24 protein-coding genes and 1 riboswitch are annotated in these 22,091 nt (G+C 66.5%); of the genes, 7 read left to right on the forward strand and 17 right to left on the reverse strand.

Annotation, left to right across the window (positions count from 1 at the left end):
- Positions 1 to 20: 20 nt before the first annotated feature.
- Positions 21 to 1,994, reverse strand: coding sequence for a protein meaA (locus RVU70_RS07900; protein ID WP_363350695.1), 1,974 nt, complete (start codon positions 1,992 to 1,994; stop codon positions 21 to 23).
- A 140-nt stretch (positions 1,995 to 2,134) separates the two neighbouring features.
- A complete protein-coding gene (locus RVU70_RS07905) occupies positions 2,135 to 2,599 on the reverse strand; it encodes a DUF2267 domain-containing protein (protein WP_363350697.1) in 465 nt (154 codons plus the stop codon).
- Between the two features lie 265 nt (positions 2,600 to 2,864).
- On the opposite strand from RVU70_RS07905, the gene ccrA reads away from it, so the two are divergent.
- Positions 2,865 to 4,121, forward strand: coding sequence for a crotonyl-CoA carboxylase/reductase (ccrA, locus tag RVU70_RS07910; protein ID WP_363350699.1), 1,257 nt, complete (start codon positions 2,865 to 2,867; stop codon positions 4,119 to 4,121).
- 229 nt (positions 4,122 to 4,350) lie between these two features.
- Positions 4,351 to 5,172: a uracil-DNA glycosylase gene (locus RVU70_RS07915; RefSeq protein ID WP_363350701.1), complete on the forward strand. Its 822-nt coding sequence runs from the start codon at positions 4,351 to 4,353 to the stop codon at positions 5,170 to 5,172.
- 12 nt (positions 5,173 to 5,184) lie between these two features.
- Here RVU70_RS07915 and ispG read toward each other — a convergent pair whose 3' ends face one another.
- The 3 genes from ispG to RVU70_RS07930 all read right to left on the reverse strand — a co-directional run bounded on the left by ispG (position 5,185) and on the right by RVU70_RS07930 (position 7,982).
- Positions 5,185 to 6,480 (reverse strand): flavodoxin-dependent (E)-4-hydroxy-3-methylbut-2-enyl-diphosphate synthase, encoded by a 1,296-nt coding sequence (gene ispG / locus RVU70_RS07920; RefSeq protein ID WP_363350703.1) that lies wholly within the window; start codon positions 6,478 to 6,480, stop codon positions 5,185 to 5,187.
- Between the two features lie 144 nt (positions 6,481 to 6,624).
- The gene (locus tag RVU70_RS07925; RefSeq protein WP_363350705.1) at positions 6,625 to 7,581 is read right to left on the reverse strand and encodes a J domain-containing protein; all 957 of its coding nucleotides are present in this window, start codon (positions 7,579 to 7,581) and stop codon (positions 6,625 to 6,627) included.
- Between the two features lie 110 nt (positions 7,582 to 7,691).
- Positions 7,692 to 7,982 (reverse strand): hypothetical protein, encoded by a 291-nt coding sequence (locus RVU70_RS07930; protein ID WP_363350707.1) that lies wholly within the window; start codon positions 7,980 to 7,982, stop codon positions 7,692 to 7,694.
- 149 nt (positions 7,983 to 8,131) lie between these two features.
- Between RVU70_RS07930 and RVU70_RS07935 the strand changes: the two genes are divergently transcribed.
- Positions 8,132 to 8,473 (forward strand): ClpX C4-type zinc finger protein, encoded by a 342-nt coding sequence (locus RVU70_RS07935; protein ID WP_363350709.1) that lies wholly within the window; start codon positions 8,132 to 8,134, stop codon positions 8,471 to 8,473.
- Here the strand turns inward: RVU70_RS07935 and RVU70_RS07940 are convergent.
- The 5 genes from RVU70_RS07940 to pdxH form a co-directional block, all read right to left on the reverse strand.
- The gene (locus RVU70_RS07940; protein ID WP_363350711.1) at positions 8,468 to 9,787 is read right to left on the reverse strand and encodes an Nramp family divalent metal transporter; all 1,320 of its coding nucleotides are present in this window, start codon (positions 9,785 to 9,787) and stop codon (positions 8,468 to 8,470) included. The two genes, RVU70_RS07935 and RVU70_RS07940, sit on opposite strands and share 6 nt — an antisense overlap.
- A 42-nt stretch (positions 9,788 to 9,829) precedes the next feature.
- Positions 9,830 to 10,927 (reverse strand): histidine phosphatase family protein, encoded by a 1,098-nt coding sequence (locus RVU70_RS07945; protein WP_363350713.1) that lies wholly within the window; start codon positions 10,925 to 10,927, stop codon positions 9,830 to 9,832.
- A 147-nt stretch (positions 10,928 to 11,074) separates the two neighbouring features.
- The gene (locus tag RVU70_RS07950; protein ID WP_363351267.1) at positions 11,075 to 11,329 is read right to left on the reverse strand and encodes a hypothetical protein; all 255 of its coding nucleotides are present in this window, start codon (positions 11,327 to 11,329) and stop codon (positions 11,075 to 11,077) included.
- 78 nt (positions 11,330 to 11,407) lie between these two features.
- Entirely contained in the window at positions 11,408 to 11,980 is a 573-nt protein-coding gene (locus RVU70_RS07955) for a TIGR02301 family protein (protein WP_363350715.1), read from the reverse strand.
- Positions 11,977 to 12,591, reverse strand: coding sequence for a pyridoxamine 5'-phosphate oxidase (gene pdxH / locus RVU70_RS07960; RefSeq protein ID WP_363350717.1), 615 nt, complete (start codon positions 12,589 to 12,591; stop codon positions 11,977 to 11,979). The genes RVU70_RS07955 and pdxH overlap by 4 nt, the downstream gene beginning before the upstream one ends.
- Before the next feature lie 68 nt (positions 12,592 to 12,659).
- Here pdxH and RVU70_RS07965 point away from each other — a divergent pair, with 68 nt between their 5' ends.
- Entirely contained in the window at positions 12,660 to 13,139 is a 480-nt protein-coding gene (locus RVU70_RS07965; RefSeq protein ID WP_363350719.1) for an RT0821/Lpp0805 family surface protein, read from the forward strand.
- Here RVU70_RS07965 and RVU70_RS07970 read toward each other — a convergent pair.
- Positions 13,136 to 13,513 (reverse strand): DUF983 domain-containing protein, encoded by a 378-nt coding sequence (locus RVU70_RS07970; RefSeq protein WP_363350721.1) that lies wholly within the window; start codon positions 13,511 to 13,513, stop codon positions 13,136 to 13,138. The two genes, RVU70_RS07965 and RVU70_RS07970, sit on opposite strands and share 4 nt — an antisense overlap.
- A 186-nt stretch (positions 13,514 to 13,699) precedes the next feature.
- Here RVU70_RS07970 and RVU70_RS07975 point away from each other — a divergent pair, with 186 nt between their 5' ends.
- Positions 13,700 to 13,975: a hypothetical protein gene (locus RVU70_RS07975; RefSeq protein ID WP_363350723.1), complete on the forward strand. Its 276-nt coding sequence runs from the start codon at positions 13,700 to 13,702 to the stop codon at positions 13,973 to 13,975.
- On the opposite strand, the gene RVU70_RS07980 is transcribed toward RVU70_RS07975, so the two are convergent.
- Positions 13,972 to 14,433 carry an ankyrin repeat domain-containing protein gene (locus RVU70_RS07980; protein WP_363350725.1) on the reverse strand — a complete coding sequence of 154 codons (462 nt, stop codon included), beginning with the start codon at positions 14,431 to 14,433 and terminating at the stop codon, positions 13,972 to 13,974. The genes RVU70_RS07975 and RVU70_RS07980 overlap by 4 nt on opposite strands.
- Positions 14,434 to 14,618: 185 nt before the next feature.
- Here RVU70_RS07980 and RVU70_RS07985 point away from each other — a divergent pair, with 185 nt between their 5' ends.
- Positions 14,619 to 15,662: a CoA ester lyase gene (locus RVU70_RS07985; RefSeq protein ID WP_363350727.1), complete on the forward strand. Its 1,044-nt coding sequence runs from the start codon at positions 14,619 to 14,621 to the stop codon at positions 15,660 to 15,662.
- Between the two features lie 54 nt (positions 15,663 to 15,716).
- Positions 15,717 to 15,779: riboswitch (Fluoride riboswitch) on the forward strand.
- 86 nt (positions 15,780 to 15,865) lie between these two features.
- A complete protein-coding gene (locus RVU70_RS07990; RefSeq protein WP_363350729.1) occupies positions 15,866 to 17,455 on the forward strand; it encodes an MFS transporter in 1,590 nt (529 codons plus the stop codon).
- Between the two features lie 46 nt (positions 17,456 to 17,501).
- On the opposite strand, the gene RVU70_RS07995 is transcribed toward RVU70_RS07990, so the two are convergent.
- From RVU70_RS07995 to RVU70_RS08015, 5 genes are all read right to left on the reverse strand, one after another.
- Complete coding sequence (locus tag RVU70_RS07995; protein WP_363350731.1) at positions 17,502 to 18,719, reverse strand: cation:proton antiporter; 1,218 nt, start codon at positions 18,717 to 18,719, stop codon at positions 17,502 to 17,504.
- 108 nt (positions 18,720 to 18,827) lie between these two features.
- Entirely contained in the window at positions 18,828 to 19,271 is a 444-nt protein-coding gene (locus RVU70_RS08000) for an FKBP-type peptidyl-prolyl cis-trans isomerase (RefSeq protein WP_363350733.1), read from the reverse strand.
- Positions 19,272 to 19,289: 18 nt separating this feature from the next.
- Positions 19,290 to 20,291 (reverse strand): adenosine kinase, encoded by a 1,002-nt coding sequence (locus RVU70_RS08005; protein WP_363350735.1) that lies wholly within the window; start codon positions 20,289 to 20,291, stop codon positions 19,290 to 19,292.
- 145 nt (positions 20,292 to 20,436) lie between these two features.
- Positions 20,437 to 21,354, reverse strand: coding sequence for an outer membrane beta-barrel protein (locus RVU70_RS08010; protein ID WP_363350737.1), 918 nt, complete (start codon positions 21,352 to 21,354; stop codon positions 20,437 to 20,439).
- Positions 21,355 to 21,524: 170 nt separating this feature from the next.
- Positions 21,525 to 22,055 (reverse strand): hypothetical protein, encoded by a 531-nt coding sequence (locus RVU70_RS08015; RefSeq protein WP_363350739.1) that lies wholly within the window; start codon positions 22,053 to 22,055, stop codon positions 21,525 to 21,527.
- Positions 22,056 to 22,091 lie beyond the last annotated feature (36 nt).

The raw sequence follows: 22,091 nt of genomic DNA on the forward strand, positions 1-22,091 counted from the left end.
CTTCGAGAGTCTGCGAACCCTTAGTTCACGCTTCGCTCGATGATCTGCGCGAGGTCGGTCATGATGACGTTGAGGTCGTAATTCTTCGGCGTATAGACCGCCGCAACGCCCGACTCGAGCAGGAGCTTCTCGTCCGCTGGCGGAATGATGCCGCCGACGACGAGCGGGGCGGACACTCCCTCTTCCTTCATCAGCCGCATGACCTCATGGGCGAGCGTCACATGCGAGCCGGAGAGGATGGAGAGCCCGATGCAATGCACGCCCTCCTTCTTCGCGGTCTCGACGAGTTCCGCGGGCGTCGAGCGAATGCCGGCGTAGATCACGTCGAAGCCGGCGTCGCGGGCGCGCACGGCGATCTGTTCGGCGCCGTTGGAATGGCCGTCGAGGCCCGGCTTGCCGACAAGGAACTTGGCGCGCTTGCCGATCTTCTGCGAGACGCGCTCGACCTCGCCGCGCACCTTGTCGAGCTGGCCGCCGACCTGGCGCGCCGTCGAGGAGACGCCCGTCGGCGCGCGATATTCGCCGAAGACGCCGCGCAGCACGCCGCCCCATTCGCCCGTCGTGACGCCGGCCTTGGCGGCGGCGATCGAGGGCTCGACCATATTGCGGCCTTCTTTCGCCGCGCGCGCCAGCTCCTCGATGGCGGCTTTCGCGGCCTTGGCGTCGCGGCGCTCGCGCCAGGCGTTCAGCCGCGCGATCTGGTCGGCCTCGACGCCCTCCGGGACGACCATGATGGCGTCGCTGCCGGACGCGAGCGGCGACGGCTCGGTCGAGGTGAATTTATTGACGCCGACGACGATCTGCTCGCCCGCTTCGATCGCCTCGAGACGCGCCGTATTCGCTTCGACGAGCTTCGACTTCATATAGCCGATCTCGACCGCCGCCGCGGCGCCGCCGAGCTCGTCGATCTTTTTGAGTTCCGCCCTGGCTTCGTCCTTCAGCGCCGCGACCTTGCGGGCGATCTCCGGATTGCCGTCGAAGATGTCGCCGTATTCGAGCAGGTCCGTCTCATAGGCCATGATCTGCTGCATGCGCAGCGACCATTGCTGATCGAAGGGCCGCGGCAGGCCGAGCGCCTCGTTCCAGGCGGGAAGCTGCACGGCGCGGGCGCGGGCGTTCTTGGAGAGCACCACCGCCAGCATTTCAATGAGGATGCGATAGACGTTGTTTTCCGGCTGCTGCTCGGTCAAGCCGAGCGAATTGACCTGCACGCCGTAGCGGAAGCGCCGCAGCTTCTCGTCTTTGACGCCATAGCGGTCGCGGGTGATCTCCTCCCACAACTCCGTGAACGCCCGCATCTTGCAGAGTTCGGTGACGAAGCGCATGCCCGCGTTGACGAAGAAGGAAATGCGCCCGACGACCTGCGCGAAGTCCTCATCCGACATGCCGGCTTTCTTCACCCCGTCGAGAATGGCGACGGCGGTGGCCAGCGCATAGGCGAGTTCCTGCGCCGGCGTCGCGCCCGCTTCCTGCAGATGATAGGAGCAGACGTTCATCGGATTGAACTTGGGGCATTCCTTCGTGGTGAAGAGAATGAGGTCCTGCGTCAGGCGCAGCGACTGCGCCGGCGGGAAGACATAGGAGCCGCGCGAGAGATATTCCTTGATGATGTCGTTTTGCGTCGTGCCCTGCAGCTTGGCGCGGGGCGCGCCCTGCTCCTCGGCGGCGGCGATATAGAGCGCCATCAGCCACACGGCGGTGGCGTTGATGGTCATCGACGTGTTCATCTCGGCGAGCGGAATGCCGTCGAAGAGGGTGCGCATGTCCCCAAGATGCGAGACCGGCACGCCGACCTTGCCGACTTCGCCGCGCGAGAGGATGTGGTCGCTGTCGTAGCCCGTTTGCGTGGGCAGGTCGAAAGCGATCGAGAGACCCGTCTGGCCCTTGGCGAGATTGGAGCGATAAAGCCGGTTCGACGCCTCGGCGGTCGAGTGACCGGCGTAGGTGCGAAACATCCAGGGCTTATCGCGGCGCGGCGCAGACGTGTCGTTCATTTTTGTCCTCCTCGCCGCTGCGATAGCATGGGCGCGGCGCAGGCGGAAGCGGGCGAGACGCCGCGAGGCGCCGTCGCGACTTAGCGCCAGAGCGACGAGGCAAAGCTGACGCTAGGCCAAGCGAGCGCCGCGTTTCGGCGTCACTCTCCCGTCCGCGCCGCTGCGAGGCTGCGCGCTTCCTCGGGCCACAGCTCCCGCAGCGGCGTCGGCAGGTCGGAGACGACCTTGGCGGTTTCGTTGAAGTCGATCTCCCGCCAGATCACCGCGAAGACGGCGCGCGCGGCGGTCGCGGTGTCGACCGGAAAATTGTACGGTAATTCCTGGGCGATCCGCGCTTCGAAGTCGTCGAGCCGCCGCGAGACGTCCGGCGTCCCGGCGGGGCGCCAGCCGGCGTAATAAATTCCGCGCACGAGCAGCGGAAGCTGGGCGCCGAGGTGAACCGCCTGCTCGGGCGTCAGCCGGTCGCGCAAGGCGTGGAGCACGGCGCGCAACGCGCTATAGGCGTGCGGCCGGTTGCCGAGACGATGCTCTTCCGCCAGCGCCTTCAGCCAGGCGTTGGTCTGCTGGATCGTGTGGTCGAGGGCCGAGACTTGTGTTTCGCTCATGGCTTTCCGTCTCCAGGAAAGAACCGCGCCGCCGGCGGGAGTCGCGAGGGGTTCGCACCCCACGCGAGCGCCTGTTTGCAGCACGATATCTATCGCGCGTCGGTCCGCAGAACGCTCCCCCGACGATCGGTTTCCCGCCGGGCATAGGCAAAACCTGCCGGGCGCATCGCTATTTTCACCCTATGCCAGGCGGCGCCGGACCATTATAAGCTCGCCCGATATTCTAAAAGCAGCATCCGGCGACCGGAATGGAGGGAGCTTTACCTTGAGCGAGAAGAAAGACCTTTACGAGTTGGGCGAAATCCCGCCGCTCGGGCATGTTCCCAAGAACATGTACGCCTGGGCGATCCGGAAAGAGCGCCATGGGCCGCCGGAGACGGCGATGCAGCTCGAGGTTCTCCCCACCTGGGAGCTCGACAGCCATGACGTGCTCGTCCTCGTAATGGCCGCCGGCGTCAACTACAACGGCGTCTGGGCCTCGCTCGGTGAACCCATCTCCCCGCTCGACGGGCATAAAATGCCGTATCACATCGCGGGCTCCGACGCCTCGGGCATCGTCTGGGCGGTGGGCTCCAAGGTGAAGCGCTGGAAGGTCGGCGACGAAGTCATCATCCACTGCAACCAGGACGACGGGGACGACGAGGAGTGCAACGGCGGCGACCCGATGTTCTCGCCGTCGCAGCGCATCTGGGGCTATGAGACGCCCGACGGCTCCTTCGCCCAGTTCTGCCGCGCGCAGGACCGCCAGCTCATGGAGCGCCCCAAGCACCTCACCTGGGAAGAGTCGGCCTGCTACACCTTAACCCTCGCCACCGCCTATCGCATGCTCTTCGGCCATGAGCCGCATGAGTTGAAGCCCGGCCACAATGTGCTGGTCTGGGGCGCTTCGGGCGGCCTCGGCGTTTTCGCCGTGCAGCTCTGCGCGGCCTCGGGCGCCAACGCCATCGGCGTGATCTCGGACGAGTCCAAGCGCGACTACGTCATGTCGCTCGGCGCCAAGGGCGTCATCAACCGCAAGGACTTCAAGTGCTGGGGCCAGCTCCCAAAGGTCAATTCGCCGGAATTCCACGAATGGACCAAGGAAGCGCGCAAGTTCGGCAAGGCGATCTGGGACATCACCGGCAAGAAGGATGTGGACATCGTCTTCGAACATCCCGGCGAACAGACCTTCCCGGTCTCCTGCCTCGTCGCCAAGCGCGGCGGCATGGTGGTCTTCTGCGCCGGCACGACGGGCTTCAATCTCACCTTCGACGCCCGCTATGTCTGGATGCGCCAGAAGCGCGTTCAGGGCTCGCATTTCGCGCATTTGAAACAGGCTGCGGCGGCGAACCAGTTCGTCATCGACCGCCGCCTCGACCCCTGCATGTCGGAGGTCTTCGCCTGGGACAAGATCCCGCTGGCGCATACGAAAATGTGGAAGAACGAGCATGCCCCCGGCAATATGGCCGTGCTCGTGAATGCGCCCGAGCCCGGCCTGCATACGGTCGAGGACGTGGTCGAGGCGTATAACAAAAAGAAGTAAGAACCGGCGGCGACGCCCCTCGCGCCGTTGAGACGCCGGCGTCGCCGGCTCCTCGGCATGAGGGGCTTTTACTCTTGTCACAATTACTTAGGCCTCATCCTGAGGAGCCCGCGAAGCGGGCGTCTCGAAGGACGAAGCCGCCTTGCAGCTGAGGCTGGCGGCGCGTCGGGTAAACCCGGCGCGCCGCATTTTTCTCCCGCTTCATCGGCCGTGCGAGGTAATGTGCCCTATGGCCATCGCCCCGCCGCCCGACCTCCGCGACGCGCTCCTCGCCCTGCTCGACTGGCATGTCGAGAGCGGCGTCGATCTTGCGCTCGACGACGCGCCGCATGATCGCTACGCCGAAAGCGCGCGCGCGCCGGCGCCTGCCATCGACCCCACGCCGATCGTCGCGCCACGCGAGTCGCCGGCCCCCCTTCCGCTGCAACCCCGCCGGCCGGCGTCGGTCGTCGCCGCGCCGGAGGACGCCGCGCGCGCGGCGGAGGCGGCGGCCGCCGCGGCGTCGGATCTCGACGCGCTCGCCCTGCGGCTCGCCGAATTTCCGCACGCGCCCTTCCGCGACATGGCGGAGCATTTCCTGTTTGGCGCCGGAGCGCCGGGGGCGCCGCTCATGGCGCTCGACGCCGCGCCGGGCGTGACGGAGGAAACGACCGGCGAGGCGTTCAGCGGCCTGCAGGCGCGGCTTCTCGACAATATGCTCGCCGCAATCGGCCTCGACCGGAAAAGCGCCTATCTGGCTTACGTCGCGCCCTGGCGGCCGCCGGGCGACAGGGCGCTCACGCCGCAGGAAATAACGATTCTTGCTCCGTTCGCCCGCCGTCACGTCGAACTTGCGCGGCCGCGGGTCGTACTCCTCTTCGGCGAAGCGCCGGCGCGGGTGACGCTCGCGACGCATGAACCGGTCGCGAAGCTGCGCGGCAAGCCCTTCGACCTTACAGGCGGGGCCCGGGCCTACGTGTTCAACAGCCTCGACGCCATGCTGAAAAGCCCGACGCTCAAGCGGGCGGCGTGGCGGGACCTGCGCGCGGCGGCAGATAAGCTGCGGGAGTGAGGCGCCGGCCCCTTACTCCGCCGCCGCGCCTTCCTTCGCGCCGCCATAGCGGCGGGCGATATAATCGTCGACGATGCGGGTGAATTCCTCGGCGATGCCCTCGCCGCGCAAGGTCATGGCCTTCTTGCCGTCGATGAAGACGGGCGCCGCCGGCGTCTCGCCGGTGCCGGGGAGAGAAATGCCGATGTCGGCGTGTTTCGACTCGCCGGGGCCGTTCACGATGCAGCCCATCACCGCGACGTTGAGCGTCTCGACGCCGGGATATTGCGCGCGCCAGATGGGCATGCGTTCGCGAATATGCTCCTGAATGTCGCGGGCGAGCTCCTGGAAGACGGTCGAGGTCGTGCGGCCGCAGCCGGGGCAGGCCGCGACGAGCGGGACGAAGGTGCGAAAGCCCATGGTCTGCAGAATTTCCTGCCCGACGCGCACCTCGAGCGAGCGGTCGCCGCCGGGTTCGGGGGTGAGCGAGACGCGGATCGTGTCGCCGATGCCGTCCTGCAGCAGCACGCCCAGCGCCGCGGCCGACGCGACGACGCCCTTGGAGCCCATGCCGGCTTCGGTCAGCCCCAGATGCAGGGCGTAGTCGCTGCGCTGCGCGAGCATGCGGTAGACGGCGATCAAGTCCTGCACCGCCGAGACCTTCGCCGAAATCACGATGCGGTTCTTCGGCAAGCCGATCTCCTCGGCGCGCGCCGCCGACATCAGCGCCGAGCGCGCCAGCGCCTCGCGCGTCACGGCGCGGGCGTCGATCGGCCGGTCCGAGGCGGCGTTGATGTCCATGAGATGCGTCAAGAGCTCCTGATCCAGCGAGCCCCAATTGGCGCCGATGCGCACCGCCTTGTCGTGCCTGGCGGCGAGTTCGACGATTGCGCCGAACTGGCGGTCCCTCTTGTCCTTGAAGCCGACGTTGCCGGGATTGATGCGATATTTGGCGAGCGCCTCGGCGCAGGCCGGATGATCGGCGAGGAGCTTATGGCCGATGTAGTGAAAATCGCCGACGAGGGGGACATTGATCCCCTTCGCGTCGAGCTTCTCGCGAATGTGCGGCACGGCCGCCGCCGCCTCGTCGCGGTCGACGGTGATGCGGACGATCTCCGATCCCGCCTGGGCGAGCGCCGTCACCTGCGCGACGGTCGAGTCGACGTCGGCGGTGTCGGTGTTGGTCATCGACTGGACGACGATGGGCGCGCCGCCGCCAACCGTCACGGCGCCCGCGCCCGCGCCGATCCGCACGGCGCAGGTCTTTTTGCGCGGCGCCGGTTCGGCGGAAACGGGATCGGGCAGGCGGGACTCTGTCGCGTCGGTCATGGCTCTGGTCGCGGCTCCGTTGATGCGTTTCGCCCTAGGTCGCGCGGAAATCGCCGCGGGTCAAGCGCGCGGCGGCGGCCGGCTGTGACGACGATTGCGTTACGGCCGCCGGAAAAGCGCCAGGCAGCCAAAAACCGACCTCGCTTAGCCCATCTTCCGGCGCGGATCGTAATGATGGCGCTCCCGCAGCTCGCGCAGTCTCGCCTCGAATTCGGCGTCGGGCTCCTCCGGCAGCATGATTTTCAGCGCCACATAGAGGTCGCCCGCGGGCTTGCTCTCGGTCGCCGGCAGACCCTTGCCGCGCAGGCGCAGCACGCGGCCGCCGTTGGAGCCGGCCGGGACCGCGAGCTCGACCTTGCCGTCGAGCGTCGGCGTCTGGACCTTCGCCCCCAGCGCCGCCTCGTAGATCGTCACCGGCAGATCGAGGCGCAGATCGCGCCCCTCGAGCCTGAAATAGGGATGCGCCGCGATCTTCACGGTCACCAGGGCGTCGCCCGACTCGCCGCCGCGCAGGCCCGGCTGGCCCTGGCCGCGCAGGCGGATTTGCTGACTGTCCTCGACGCCGGCGGGAACTTTGACTTCCAGCGTGCGGCCGGAGGGCAGAATGACGCGGGCCGAGCCGCCCTTCGCGGCGGTTTCGAGCGGCACGGTCGCCGTCGCCGCCACGTCCTCGCCGCGCTCGGGCGTCTGCTGGGCGCGCCGGCGGCCGCCGAAGAGATCGGCGAAGAGATCGCTGGGATCGAAACCGCCGGCGCCCCCCTGACCGCCGCCGCCGCCAAAATTGAATTCGTAATGCTGGTTCGCCCCGGGCCCGCTGCTCGAGCGCCAGGCGCGCGAGAAGCCGCCCGGTCCGGCCCCAAAGCCTTCGAAGCCCTTGGGCTTGCCGTCCGGCCCGATCTCGCCGCGGTCGAACTGGGCCTTCTTTTTCTCGTCGCCGACGATCTCGTAGGCCGTGTTGATCTCCGCGAAGCGCTCCTTGGCCTTCGCGTCGTCCCTGTTGCGGTCGGGGTGGTATTTCTTGGCGAGCTGGCGGTAGGCCTTCTTGATGTCGGCCGCGCTCGCCGATTTGGAAACGCCGAGTACGTCGTAGGGGTCGCGCATTTTGGTCCAATCAGCCCATGGAAGCGCCCGCCCGAAGCGGCGCGGGCGCAAATGTCTGAATTACTATGTGGGAGAAGCGCGGAGCTAACGCAAGCGCGAGCAGGGCCGAATCAAAGCTTCGTCGGCGCGCGAGCAAAGTCGTCGAGCGCCCTGCCCTCGGGGTCGAGGCGCGCGAGCGCCTCGTTCACGGCGTCGATCTCGCTCGGTTCGCCGCCGGCCATATTTTCCTCCGTCGCCCGCAAAAGGGCGCGGGCGTCGAGCTCCCAGCGCTTGAGGATTTCGATCTTCATGATTTTGGCGAGGGCCGGCGTATCGACCACTTCATGAGGCGCGTCGAAAACCGACGCCGGGGAAATCAAAGCCTTTTCGATCTCGGCGTGACCGAGCGCAGGGACTTTCATGGGGTCTTTCCTGTTTTGAAATTGTTGCGTTTTTGAACGCGCAAGCTCCCGCCCATGTTCCGGCGGCTGGACGCCTGTTGGCGTTTTGGCGTGGACACGGATTTCATCAGGCTTGACCTGCAGTCAGGTCGGACCTGACGGAGGCGGTCTTGGCGAAGAAACTGCACTGTTCCTTCTGCGGCAAGTCGCAGGACGAGATCGAGAAATTCGCCGCCGGCCCCGCCGGCGTGCATATCTGCAACGAATGCGTCGGGGTCTGCCAAGCGATTATGCACGGAGACGGCCCCGGGGCCGACCGCTCCTTCGACCCCAGGGCCTGGCCGCGGGAGCGATTGCTCGCGCTTCTCGCGCCGATCAACGCCGCCGCGGACGGCTACCGGGATCAACTTCAGGTCATGGTCGAGACCCTGCGGGAACAGGGCGTGAGCTGGTCGGAAATCGCCAAGAGCCTCGGGGTTTCGCGGCAAACGGCTTGGGAGCGCTTCTCATAGCGCGGCGCCGGCGAGGGCGTCCCACAGAAGCTTCAGATTGAGCCCGATAACTGCGACGGCGATGACGGCGGCGACGAGCGTCGTTCGCCTCGGGGCGACAAGATCGCCCATCACCTTGCGGCGGGCCGTGAAGAGAACGAGCGGAACGACGGCGAAGGGCAGGGTCACGCTCAGCACCACCTGGCTGAGCACGAGAAGCCGCGCCGTCGCGCTCTCACCGGCATAAAGCGTCACCGCAATGGCGGGCGCAATCGCGATCGCCCGCGTCACGAGCCGGCGCGTCGCGGGGGCGAGGCGAAGATGGACGAAGCCTTCCATGACGATCTGCCCGGCGAGGGTGGCGGTGACCGTCGAATTGAGCCCGCACGCAATGAGCGCCACGGCGAACAGCGTCGCCGCCACAGGCTCGCCGAGGAGCGGCGCGATGAGCCGATGCGCCTCGCCGAGCTCGGCGACGTCAGTTAGGCCCCGCGTGTGAAAGACCGCCGCCGCCAGGACGAGGATCGCGCCATTGACGAGCAATGCGAAGAACAGAGCGAGCGCGCTGTCGATCACGGCGAAGCGGATCGCCTCACGCTTCTGGCGCGTCGAGACGCCCACGGCGCGCGTCTGCACCACGAAGGAATGGAGAAAGAGATTATGCGGCATCACCGTCGCACCCAGGATGCCGAGGCCGAGATAGAGCATCTCGGGGTCGGTGACGAAGCGCGACGTGGGGACGAGCCCCCGCGCGACCTCGGCCATGTCGGGTCGGGCCATCACCAGCTGCGCTGCGAAGCAGAGACCGATCAAGGCGAGCATCGCGACGACGAACAGCTCGATCTTGCGAAAGCCGAGACGCTCGAAAGCGAGCACGAGAAACGCATCGAGCGTCGTCACGACGATTCCGATCGCCAGCGGCAGGCCGAAGAGAAGCTGAAGCCCGATCGCCGTGCCGATGACTTCGGCGAGGTCCGTTGCAAAAATCCCGGCCTCGGCGAGGATCCACAGCCCGACCGCGACGGGGAAGGGCGTATGGGCCCGGCAGGCCTGGGCGAGATCGAGCCCGGCGCCGACGCCAAGCCGCGCCGAGAGCGATTGCAGCACGACGGCCATGAGGCTCGACAGCACGGCCACGAACAGCAGGGCCGTCCCGAACTTCGAGCCGCCCGCCAGGGCCGTCGCCCAATTGCCAGGGTCCATATAGCCGGTCGCGACGAGATAGCCGGGGCCGAGAAAGACAAAGATGCGTCTAAGGAGCTTCCCGCCATCGGGGACCGCCACGGAGCGGCGCAATTCGCCGCGCATCGAACCCGCAGGCGCGGACGTCAGCATAGAACCTCCCCAGACGCGCGCCCGTTGGCGGAGGCGGGGGCGTTATGGATTGACCTTGCGCAGCAACGCTTCGAGGCCCTCGGGGAAGATGAGCTCCTGAGACGCCGCGATCTCGTCCGCCGACCACCAGCGCCAACCGAGCAGGTGCACCTTTTCTTCCGGCGTAAGGCTTTGCGGCGCAGGCGCGAACTCTTCCGTTCTGATCAGGAAATAGCGCTCGATCGCCTGGTGCCAATCTTCGCCGAGCTCCATCGGGAACTCCCGCGTCGCGACGACGGGGCCGACGTCGCCGCGCAGGAGGAGACCGGTCTCCTCGGCGACTTCCCGCCGCAGCGCCGCCTCGAACGTCTCGCCCTCCTTGAGCGCGCCGCCCGGCGTCGCCCAGAAGTGGTGATGCCCCAGCGCCAGAAAATGCGGCGACAGGCCGCCGGCGTATTGCATGAGCAGCGCACGGCCGGCCGGCTCGACGATCAGCGCCCGGGCGGCCTCGCGCCGCGGCAGCGCCACCCCGTCCCAGGGCGCTGCGATTTCCGCCCGCCCCTCCGGCCGCGCCCAATCGACGAGCGACCATTCGCCGTCGTCATAGGCGATCCAGTTCGGCGTCGCGTTCAGCACCGGATGCTCGCGCTTCTCGGAAAGCGCCTTGCCGGTGGCGATCCGCCAGGCGATGTCGAGCACGCCCGCATGGGCGACGACGAGCACCGTGAGGCCGGCGCTCTCGCGGGCGATGTCGGTCAGCACCAGGCGGACGCGGCGGGCGAATTCTTCGAGCGTCTCGCCCTCGGGCGCCGCGAAGTCGGGCTTGCGCGAGAGATAATGCGGATAGTCGTCGGCGTATTTGACCTGCACCTCGGCGTGGGTGTGGCCTTGCCAGGCGCCGTCGTCCTTCTCGCGCAGCCGCTGCGTCGCGCGAACCTCGAGCCCGCGCGACGCGGCGATGGGCGCGGCGGTGGCGAGGGCGCGGCGGAGATCGCTCGCGTAGACGCGGTCGAAATGGGCGCCGTCCAGCTCATGCGCGAGCGCCTGCGCCTGGGCGCGGCCGCGCGCATTGAGGGCAATGTCGAACTGGCCCTGGAAACGACGTTCAATATTCCAATTTGTCTCGCCGTGGCGGGCGAGACAGATGATCGTTCGGGTCATCGCTCGTCTTGGCGCGGCGCACGGGCCGCTCGCGCGCGGGCTCTCGCGCAAAATTCGCCCGCCGCGCCGTTACGCGACGGCTGTTCTGCCCTATCCCGCCGGAAAAGTCAGTCGCCTTTTGGCGAAAACGCCTGCCCTTGACTTGCGTCAATGCCGCGCGGCGTAGGTGAACTCGCCGGCGCGAATGTGGCCGGGCAGCGTCTCGACGAAGCGCGCGACCGCCTCTTCGCCATAGGTCGCGACGAGCTCGCGCAGCGCCGCCGACAACGCCGCCTGGGCGAAGGACTCGCTTTCAATTCCCGCCAAAATCGCCTCGGCGAAGGCTTCGGTCACATAGGCCAAAGCGGCGCGCTGCTGCTCGCCGCCGGTGTCGTCGAAAGTCGCTAGGTTCAGCTGCATCATGCGATGCACTTTAGACAAGGCGCCCGCCGGGCGCGACCGGCCTCTTTCCAAAAGGTTAATTCCAGCTTGCAGATAATCTTAAGGACTGCCGAATCGATAACTCACGTCGCGCGAGATTTTGGCGGCCTCGTCGAGATAACGCGCGGTCGCGTCTTTGGCGTTCTGCGTGCAGACCCGATAGGTCAGCTCATAGCCGCGGAAGCCGCGATTGAAGGCCGCGACGTATTTGTCGCGCCGCGGCCCGCTCGGCGCTTCCGCCTCGAGCAGCGCGGACATTTTGTCGCGCCAGTCGCCGCCGTCCTTCGCCTGGCAGAGATCGCGCAGAAAGGCGAGCGCGCCAAGCACTTCAGACAGCCTCATAAGCTGCCCCGCATAGGGCGGGGGCGGGGCCTCGCCGCCCGGAGCGCCGGGCTTGGCGGCGGTCTCCGGCTGCCCCTTGGCGGGCTCGCCTTTTTTCTTGGCCTTGGCGGCGGCCGCGGCGTCGGGACGTTTTTTCTCTTTCTGGGGAACGTCGCGCGCCGGGGCCGAGCGCGGCGCCGCGCGTTCGGGCCGGTCGGGGCCGAAGAGATTGTCGAAGATCCCCTGCGCCCCGGCTTCGAAGCTCAAGAGAGAGGCGCAGGCGAGCGCCAATGGGGCGACGCTGCGTCTCATGGATAGAGGCGCTCCTTGCGCCAGTCCTGGCCAGGAGCCTCACGGAAGAAGCGCAGGCGGTCGTGCAGACGGAAGGGTCGGTCCTGCCAAAACTCCATGGCGATCGGCTTGATGCGGAAGCCGCGCCAATAGGGCGGCCGCGGAATGTCGCCAATCGCATATTTCGCCGCATATGACGCCACCGATTTCTCCAGCGCGAAGCGGCTCTCGAGCGGGCGCGACTGCTGGCTGGCCCACGCCCCGATGCGCGAGTCGCGCGGGCGGCTGGCGTAATAGGCGTCGGATTCCGCCTCGCTCACCGCCTCGACCGGGCCGCGCAGGCGCACCTGACGGCGCAGCGATTTCCAGTGGAAGAGGGCCGCCGCCTTCATATTGGCGGCGAGCTGTCGCCCCTTGGCGCTCTCCGCGTTGGTGTAGAAGACGAAGCCCTCCGGGCTCCACTCCTTCATCAGCACCATGCGCGCGTCCGGCAGGCCGTCGGCGTCGGCCGTCGCCACCGCCATGGCCTCGGGGTCGTTAACTTCCTTGGCCTGCGCATCCTCAAACCATCTTCCGAAAAGATCAAACGGCTCTACGGCTTCGACAAAGTCACCCGACGTTAACGCGTTCACGGGAAAATCCTCTCCTGGGAGGCGCCTGATCCGGGCGCGGCGCGTTGGAAGGCAGCCCTTTGCAGTTCTTGAGTATCAGACATATAACCGACAGCCTCATTGCTCAATTCCCGCGCTTCGGGGCCGTTGGCGCCATCATGCTCGCCTGCGCCGCCTCTGGGTGCTCGATCGCCATTCCGATGGCGTCTTCTCCCAATTCAGCGCTGTGGCGGGGCGCGCCCGACGACGCGACCGGCTCCATCGCCAAGCCTGCGCCGAAGCTCTCCCGCCATCTCGACGCCGAAGACCTGCGCCGCGCCATGGCGGCGATGAGCACCGCGCTCGATCCGCAAGGCTCCGGGGCGAGCGTTCATTGGGACAATCCGCAGACTGGCGCCAAGGGCTCCTTCACGCCGCTTGGACAGGCCTATCCGCTCGACGGCAAAATCTGCCGCGCCTTTGTCGCCGACATAGAAGCGGGCGAGACCGACGAGAAATTGCAAGGCGCCGCCTGCCGAGAGAAGTCGGCCGACTGGGCGCTGACCGAGGCCAAGCTCCGGAAAATCTAATTCTTGCGGTCGATCAGCCACAGCGCCGCGACGAAAAACCCCTTTGAGATCGGCAGAAAGAGCAGCGTGGCGACGATCGTCACGACCACGAGAATCGCCGCCTCCTGCCAATAGGGCATGAGTTCGCCGCGCTCGAGGACGATGAGCAACGGCACGACGATATGGGCGACGAGGCCGATGGTGAGCCACGCCGGGCCGTCGTCGGCGTCCAATCCCTCGAAGGTCTCGCCGCAATGCGCGCAGCGGTCCCGACGTTTCAGGTAGCCTTGAAAAATGCGCCCTTCGCCGCAGCGGGGGCATTTCATCGACGCGCCGCGCCACAGCGTCAGGGGCGCCGAGGCTGCGGCGCGCGGGGAAAGGTCTTTCTCGGTCATAAGGCTTTGTTCACCTTCGGCGGGCGCGAATCAAGGGGGCCCGATTCGACCCCGTTTTGTGCGCCTTTTCTTCTCCCGGCTCCCAAAACGGGGCGCCCCCGCGACCGAGCCGCTAAAGCGTCCGATAAGGTTTCTCATTCACGCCGCGCGGGGTAACCTTTCATCTAAAGCCATTTGGAGCCAGACATGTCCGAGCCCTTCGGCAAGCGCCGCCTCATTGTGACCAGTCTTCTCGCGCTGCTCGTCATCCCGGTCTTTTTCCTGTCGGTGCGCGCCTTCGCCGCCTGGCGGGCGGGCTATGGCTGGGAGGAGATGGACTGGGACGGCAAGGGGCATACGACCGTCCTCGACTTTCTCAAGGCCGCCGAAATCGGCAAGCGGCCGGTGCTGGTCAACGACCGCAGCTGCGTCGAATATTACCTGCATCGCGACGGAATCATCGTGAAGACCGCTTGCCCCTAGCCCCCCGCGGCCGGGCGCTTGGCCGCTGCGCGCATCAGGCTGAGGCATTCGAAGGTCGACGCCATGTCGAGGGCGGTCAGGCCGAGCCCGGTCTCGAACAGCGGGTCGGCCCCCGCCGCCAAGAGCCGCGCGACCGCGCGCGCCCGGCCCGAAGAGGCGGCGAACATCAGCGGCGTCGCGCCCGTGGCGTTGACATGCTGCACGTCGATCCCGGCGGCGATGAGCAGCTCGATGGTCTCGATGTTTTCGGTGACGCAGGCGAGCCACAGCGCCTGATTGCCGTCTGCGTTCTCGGCGTCGAGATCGGCGCCCGCGTCGAGGAGCTCCTGCGCCAGCGCCGCCGTCGCGCGCCGCGCCGCGACCATCAGCGGCGTCGCGCCGTCGCCGTTGCGGCCATTGACCTCGTCCGGCCCGAAGCCGTGTTCGGTGAGAAAGTCGCGCAGCGCGTCGCTCGGCATGATGTCGCTTTCGTCTTGTCTGGTTGGCCGGATCGGCTCGAGAGATGCGAAGTCGGGGCCAGTCGCCCCCGCCATTGCCATTCGGGCCGGTCTGCGCTAGCTCGACGCGTCATTTGAAACGCGTCCTCATGGCCCGTCGGCCGTTTTTCGTCCCCCAAGGAACGCGCGATCCGGAGCTCTCCCGCATGAAACTGCCCAATCAGTTCTATCGTCCGCTGGCCATTGGCGCGCCGTCGCCCTATCGCGAGCTTCCGGTCAAGGTCGAGCGGATGATCCATTTCGTGCCGCCGCATGTCGAGAAAATGCGGGCGAAGGTTCCGGACATCGCCAAGCAGGTCGACGTGGTGCTCGGCAATCTCGAGGACGCCATCCCCGCCGACGCCAAGGAAGCCGCGCGCGCCGGCTTCATCGACATGGCCAAGTCCACGGATTTCGGCTCCACGGGCCTGTGGACCCGCATGAACGCCTTGAACAGCCCCTGGGCGCTCGACGACATGATCGAGATCGTCGGCGCCGTCGGCGACAAGCTCGACGTCGTCATGCTCCCCAAGGTCGAAGGTCCCTGGGACATCGCCTATCTCGACCAGCTTCTGGCCCAGCTCGAAGCGAGAAACAGCGTCCAGAAGCCCATTCTGATCCACGCCATTCTGGAGACGGCGGAGGGCGTGAAGAACGTCGACGCCATCGCCGCGGCCTCGCCGCGCATGCATGGCATCAGCCTCGGCCCGGCCGATCTCGCGGCCTCGCGCGCCATGAAGACCACGCGCGTCGGCGGCGGCCACCCGGAATATAAGGTGATCGCCGACGCCGATCCGGGCGCGGGCCTGCGGGCGAGCTTCCAGCAGGATCTGTGGCACTACACCATCGCCAAAATGGTCGACGCCTGCGCCTCCGCCGGCATCAAGGCCTTCTACGGCCCCTTCGGCGATTTCTCCGACGCGCCGGCCTGCGAGGCCCAGTTCCGCAACGCCTTCCTGCTCGGCTGCGCGGGCGCCTGGTCGCTGCATCCGACGCAGATCGACATCGCCAAGCGCGTCTTCTCGCCCGATCCGAAGGAAGTCGCTTTCGCCAAGCGCGTGCTCGACGCCATGCCCGACGGCACCGGCGCGGTGATGATCGACGGCCGCATGCAGGACGACGCCACCTGGAAGCAGTGCAAGGTCGTCGTCGACCTCGCCAAGCAGGTCGCCGCCAAGGACGCCGATTTCGCCAAGATCTACGGCTTGTAATTTCGGCTGAGCGCCGAGGCGCCGGTTGACAGGCCCCCGCCTTGCGGCGCTAAACTCGCGGCAGGCGATGGGGTTCGCCTTGTAACCGCCCTCGGGGCCGATGACTCCTGTTTGGCCAGCCGCCAGTCGGAGTCTGTCGTGCAAAACCCAATCAACGCAAATACGATCCGCCTCTCCGCCGCCGGGCGCCGGAGGGGCCCCTGATGCTTACCGTCGACGAGAAGCTCACGGGCTGGCGCTTCCTGCTGTTCAACGTCGCCGTCGCCGTCGGCAACGTCATCGCCCTTTCGAATGTGCCGGGTTACACGGTGCTCGTGCCCTATGCGGCCGGGAGCCTGCAGGGCGTCAATCCGAGCTTCGGCACCTGGGGCACCACCGACCACATGATGGGCGTCGTCCTGGGCCTGCCGCTCGCGCGCTGGCTCGCGGGGCGCTATGGCGACTACCGGGTCTACTGCTGGGCCTTCGTCGCCTATGCGGTCTTTTCCTTCGCCTGCGCCACGAGCGAAACCATCTGGTTCTTCGTGCCGATGCGCTTCCTGCTCGGGCTGGCGGGCGGGATCATCCTGCCGCTCGGGCAGACGCTCGTCTTGACCGAGCTTCCCGAGAAATATCGCGTTTACGGGGTCGCCTGGTGGGGCGTGCTCAGCATGGCGCCCTTCACGCTGGGCGTCTTCATGGGCGGTTTCTGGGCGGAGTATGTCGACTGGCGGATGCTGTTTTACTCGAACATCATTCTGGGCTTGCCCATCGCCGGTCTGGTTTTCGCGCTGTTCTACGGCCGCCCTGTCAAGCGCAGAATCGTGCGCTTCGACGCGGTCGGCTTTGCGCTGATCGCCGTCACCCTCGTCGGCGTGCAGACCATTCTCAATCAGGGCAACGACTTCGACTGGTTCGGCTCGGCCGTTCTCGGCGCGGTCATGGTCGTCGTGGTCGTCGCCTTTCCGGCCTTCATTCTGTGGGAGCTCGGCGAGCGCAATCCGGCGCTCGACGTCAGGCTGTTTCGCCACCGCAATTACGCGGTCGCGACCTTCTGCTCAGTCGCCGGCTTTCTCGTCATTCAGGGCACATTGTCGGTCTTCGTCGGGCAATTGCAGACGCTGCTCGGCTATACCTCCTCGCTGGCCGGCCTCGTCTATCTCACCATGGCCGTCTTCGCCGCGCCCGTCGTCTCGGTCGTGCACCTGCTCACGAAGCACATCGAGCTGCGCTATCTCGCGAGCCTCAATTTCATCGGCTTCGCGGTGACGCTGACCTGGCTCGGCGAATATGACAAGGTCGCCTCCTTCGACCAGATCACGGCGCCGATGCTGTTCTTCGGCTTTTTCCTCGCCACCTTCTTCGCGCCGCCCGCCGCGATCGCCGTGCAGGGGCTCCCCGGCAAAAAGCTCATTCGCGCGGCGGAGGAGCTCGCCATGCTGCGCACGGCTTTCGGCGCCTATGGCATCACCTCGCAGGCCGTCGTGCAATTTCGTCGCGCGCCCTTTCATCAGCTGGGCATGGCGGATCAGTTGGGCGGCCGCCGTTTCCCGTCGCTCGACGTTCTGGGCGCGCTCATGAGCAAGCTGCAGGATCTCGGCATGAGCGAAGCGGTGTCGCGGCTGCAGGTTTCGCGGTTGATGCGGCAGCAGTCGCTGCTGCTCGCCCTCGATGACGCCTTCTATTTCGGCGCCTTCATTTTCGTCTGCCTTGCCGCCATCATCTGGCTCGCGCGGCCCGCGCATCTCGACAAGCCTGCGAAAAAGCCCACCCTCACCGAGCTCCAAGCCGAGGAGTTGATGGAGCAGCCGTGAATCGCGGCGCTGCTTTCCCTCTCGCCGTGCGCCGCGCGCGCGCGCGTCACGACCGCACGTCGGAGGTCTCGAGCGCCTTCTCGACCTGTTCTTCCCGCGCCACGGCGCCGTCGTCTCGCGGCAGCAGGTGACGGGGCAGGAAATAGCGGTTGGCGATGAGCGTGGGAACGACCGCGGTGCCGATGATGGCGGCGACGAGGGTCGAATATTGCGCCTGGTCGATGATGTTGTTGGAGAGCCCGAACAGCGCCGAAATTGTCCCGAAGGTGAGGCCCGACGCCATGAGCAGCGTCGTATACATCGCATCCTTATGCGGCGCGTCGAAGCGCCGCGCCACCGGATAGACGCTTGCGACCTTGCCGCCGATCTCCACGGCAAGAAAGATCACCACGCCGACCGGCGCGGCGATCACGGCGGGCAGCGACACGAAATAGCCGGCGCGAATGAAATAGAAAGGCGTCAGCAGGCCGATCGTGATGGTCCGCAAGCGTCGGATGAGGGCGCTGTCGCGGCCGACGCTGCCGGCGAGCGCCATGCCGATGAGATAGGCCGGCAGCACCGCTTCGCTCCCCGCCCATGTCGCCAGCGCCCCGAGGCCTAACAGCGCGAAAAGCAGGAATTTTGCTTCGAACTCGGAGGGTCGGCCGCCGAATCGCGCGAAAGCGATGGGCGTGATTTTCGGCAGACAGATAAAGGCCCCCGCCAGAGCGGCGACGAACAGCAACGTCTTCCAGGTGAAGGGCGCAAAGACGAGGCCGAGCGTCACCACCGTGCCGAGATCGGTGATGAAACAGGCGGCGAGAATCGTCTTGCCATAATCCGTGCGGTTGAAGCCATATTCCATCATCACAGTGTAGACGACGGCGACGGACGTGGCGGCGAGCGCGATCCCGGCGAGCAAAGCGGGCGACGAGTCCCAGCCGAGCAGAAAATGCGCCGCCGCGAAGCAGGCGACGGAAGGGACGAGGAAGCTCGCGCCGCCGATGGCGGCCGCCTCCTTCCATTTGCGTCTGAAGACGTCCGGATCGAGCTCCGCGCCGGCGAGAAAGGTCAGGAGAATCGCGCCGACGCCCGCCAGCGTCTTCACCCAGGGCTCCTGAACGGCGAAAATCCATTCATAGCCGATGAGGCCGAGAAGGGCCTGCGCGCAAAGTCCGACACTAATCTCGACGAGCGCCGTCGACAGGCGAAAGCGATGCGCGATCAGGCCCGCGAGGAGCGCGAGCCCGAAAACAAACGCCGCCTGCGCCCAGATCGAAGTCATGGCGGGTGTGCTCCTTGCCGGGTCTAGCGGACGTCGTCCGCCGCGGCCTTCGCCCGCCCCGGCCCTTCCCGCGCGGGGGAGGGAAGGGCGCGCGACCAGCCGTGGCGCTTACTTCACGCCGAGCAGTTCGACGTCGAAAATGAGCCAGGAGTTGGCGGGGATGGCGTTGCCCATGGCGCGGGCGCCATAGCCGAGCTCGGGGGGAATGATGAGTGTGCGCTTGCCGCCGACTTTCATGGTCTCGACGCCTTCGTCCCAGCCCTTGATGACCTGGCCCATGCCGAGCGGGAATTCGAAGGGCTCGCCGCGGTCGCGGGAACTGTCGAATTTCTTGCCCTTCGCGCCGTTCACATAGAGCCAGCCGGTGTAATGCACGGTGACCGTCTGGCCGACTTTCGGCGAAGCGCCGGAGCCCGGCTTTACGTCGATATATTTCAGACCGTCCGCGGTCAGCGTCGTTTCGGGCTCGGCGCGCAGCGCCGTCGGCGCGAGGGCGAGGCCCGCGGCGGCGGCGACAAGAGCGGCGGCGAACGTCTTTTTGACCATGCGCATATTCTTCCTCCCGTTCATTCAGGCGAAAATGCCGTTGTCGCGGGCGAGCTGCAGCAGATTTTTCTGCGGCCGCGCGCCGACATGAGAGATGATTTCCGCCGCCGCCATCGCCCCGAGCGCGGCGCTCGTCTGATGCGGCAGCCCCCTCGCGTAGCCGGTGAGGAACCCTGCGGCGAAAAGATCGCCGGCGCCGGTCGTGTCGACGACTTCATCGACCGGATAGGCCGGCGCCGCGATGAGCCTGTCGCCATTGGCGACGACGCAGCCTTTCTCGGAGCGCGTCACCACGCCGAGCAGCCCCGGTTCGGCGCCCAGCGCCGCGACGGCCGTGTCGAAATCGGCGGTTTCGTAAAGCGCGTGCAATTCGCTCTCATTGGCGAAGAGAATGTCGACCACGCGCTCCCGGACGAGCGACAGAAACTCGGCCCTATAGCGGCCGACGCAGAATGAGTCGGAAAGAGTCAGCGCCACCTTGCGCCCATTGGCGCGCGAGACCTTCGCCGCGCGCAGAAACGCTTCCTTGGCCCCCGGCGGATCCCAGAGATAGCCCTCCATGTAGAGGACGCTTGCCGCGGCGACCGCCTTTTCGTCGATGTCGTCGGGCCCCAGCGCCTGACAGGCGCCGAGGAAGGTGTTCATGGTGCGCTGGCCGTCGGGCGTCACGAAGATCAGGCAGCGCGCCGTGGCCGCGCCGTCCGTCGCCGGCGGCGTGTCGAAGGCGACGCCCGCCTTGCGAATGTCATGGGTGAATTCCTGGCCCGCCGCGTCCGCCTTGACTTTGCCGACAAAGCCGGCGCGCCCGCCGAGGCTGGCGATCCCCGCCATCGTATTCGCCGCCGAGCCGCCGGAGATAACCGTCGTCGGCCCCATCAGTTCATAGAGCTGGTCCGCGCGCGCCTCGTCCACGAGCGCCATGGAGCCCTTGATGAGCCCGGCGGAGACAAGGAGGTCGTCCTCGGCGCGGGAAATCGTGTCGACGATGGCGTTGCCAATGCCGAGGACGTCGAGGGAAGCTGACATGAGAAAACACACCCGCGCTGGAAGCCGCGCCGCAATCGGTCGAACGGCCAAAAAAATGAAGCGCGGGCTTCCTAACATCCCTCCCCACAAATAAACAGAGGCGCCGCTGGCCGCGCCTCCTCGAACGCTTCCCGGGCTGCAGGCGTCAGTTCGTCGTCACACGGAACCCCACCCGCACTTCCTGCGACGTGATGTCCCTGGTCATGGGGGGGACATAGACGCCCTGGGGCGTATAGGCCGGAAGGCCCGTATATTTCCCGGCGTTGAGGTAGCGGTAGCCGACGTCGACCTTGAAATTCTGGGTGACGTCGTAGCTCACGCCGGCCATGACGTTCCAGGCGAACTGCCAGGAGGTTCTGGTCTCCCAGGTGTTCCAGTTCGTCAGGTTGAAGGGAAGCTGGATGGGGTAGGACCCGCCATTCGGGTAGAGCCAAACGGCAGGGTAGCCCGCTGGGAGGGTGAGGTCCGGCCCCCACAGACCTCCGTCGGCGTTTCTGAAATAGCCCACGCTCGACGAGGCGGAGCCATAGGTCATGCCGACGCCGGCGCCGACATAGGGCGTGAAGCCCCAGAAATGGCCGAGGTCCAGATAAGCGTTGGCGAGAACGCTCGTGCGGCTGAGGGTGGCCTGGCTGTATTGCGAACAGGTGTCGTTTGGATTGGCAAGGACGCCGACGGCAGCTCCGCTCACCAGATTGTTGAGGCCAACCATCTGATAGGGGCACCAGTATTGGCCGGTCACAGCGGCCTTGCGGAAGACGCTGCGGTCGATGGTGACGTCGGCGCGCAGCCAGTCGTTGAATTGATAGCCGCCGCCGAGACCGCCCGAGACAAGGGTCTGATTGGCGAGCGGCGCGAAATAGGCGGAAAGCGAGGGAACATGAACCTGCTGGATGCCGACGTCGCCGCGCAGATACCAGTTCGAGCCCCATTCGACCGGCTCCTCCGGCAGCTCCGGCGCCTCGGGGAGGGCGAAGAGATCGGCGGCCTGGCTTTCGGGCGCGAAGACGCTGAGGAGCGCGGCGAGGAGCGTCGCGCGGGCGCGCAAAAACTGGGGGAACATGGTCTCTTCCTTGCTGACGCCGGCTCGCGCGGCCACGTGGCGCGGCGATGAAGGAAGAATGAGCGATTATGCTTAATGCGCGCTTAACATGCTGAAATGGTTAGCGTTCGTCGCCGACGCCCGCTCTCGGACGCCGGCTAAGTTCAAGTCCGATCGGGTGATTTCGTTCTTTAGAACTTCACCGCCGAGAGCACGATCTCAATCGCCAGCACATAGAGCGACGCCGTCACGAAGGCCGGAATCGGCCGCAGCGACACATGGCGCAGCAGGAAGGCGTACATGAACACGATCCAGACGATGATCGGAAACAGCAGGAAGCGGGCCAGACGATCGGTCGGCAGCGGCGGCGGCAGGGCGACGCCGACGATGACGTGCAGGATGATGTAGGCGAGCGCAGCGATGGCGCCCATGATCGCCATTGCGGTGAGCGTCTTGACGAATTTTTCCTCCTGCTTGAGGTAGCGCAGGAGATAGAAGGTCGCGCCATAGAGAACGGCCGCGGTGGCGACGCCGTAGAAGATGCTGGCGAGAAGGGAGTGCGAGAAAAACTGCGCCCCCGTCTGCAGCACGACATAGGCCGCGAGCGCCCCTTTCATGAGTTGCTGCGACTCCGGCAGCGACAGTTGCGACGCCTCGAGATTGAGCATCTTGAAGACCGTCTGGGCCGTCTGATCTTTTACGAGCGGGATATTGAGCGCCATTTCGAGAGCGTCCTCTGGTGCCGGCCCGCCGTCGGC

Source organism: Methylocystis echinoides (genome assembly GCF_040687965.1).
Lineage (GTDB): Bacteria > Pseudomonadota > Alphaproteobacteria > Rhizobiales > Beijerinckiaceae > Methylocystis > Methylocystis echinoides_A.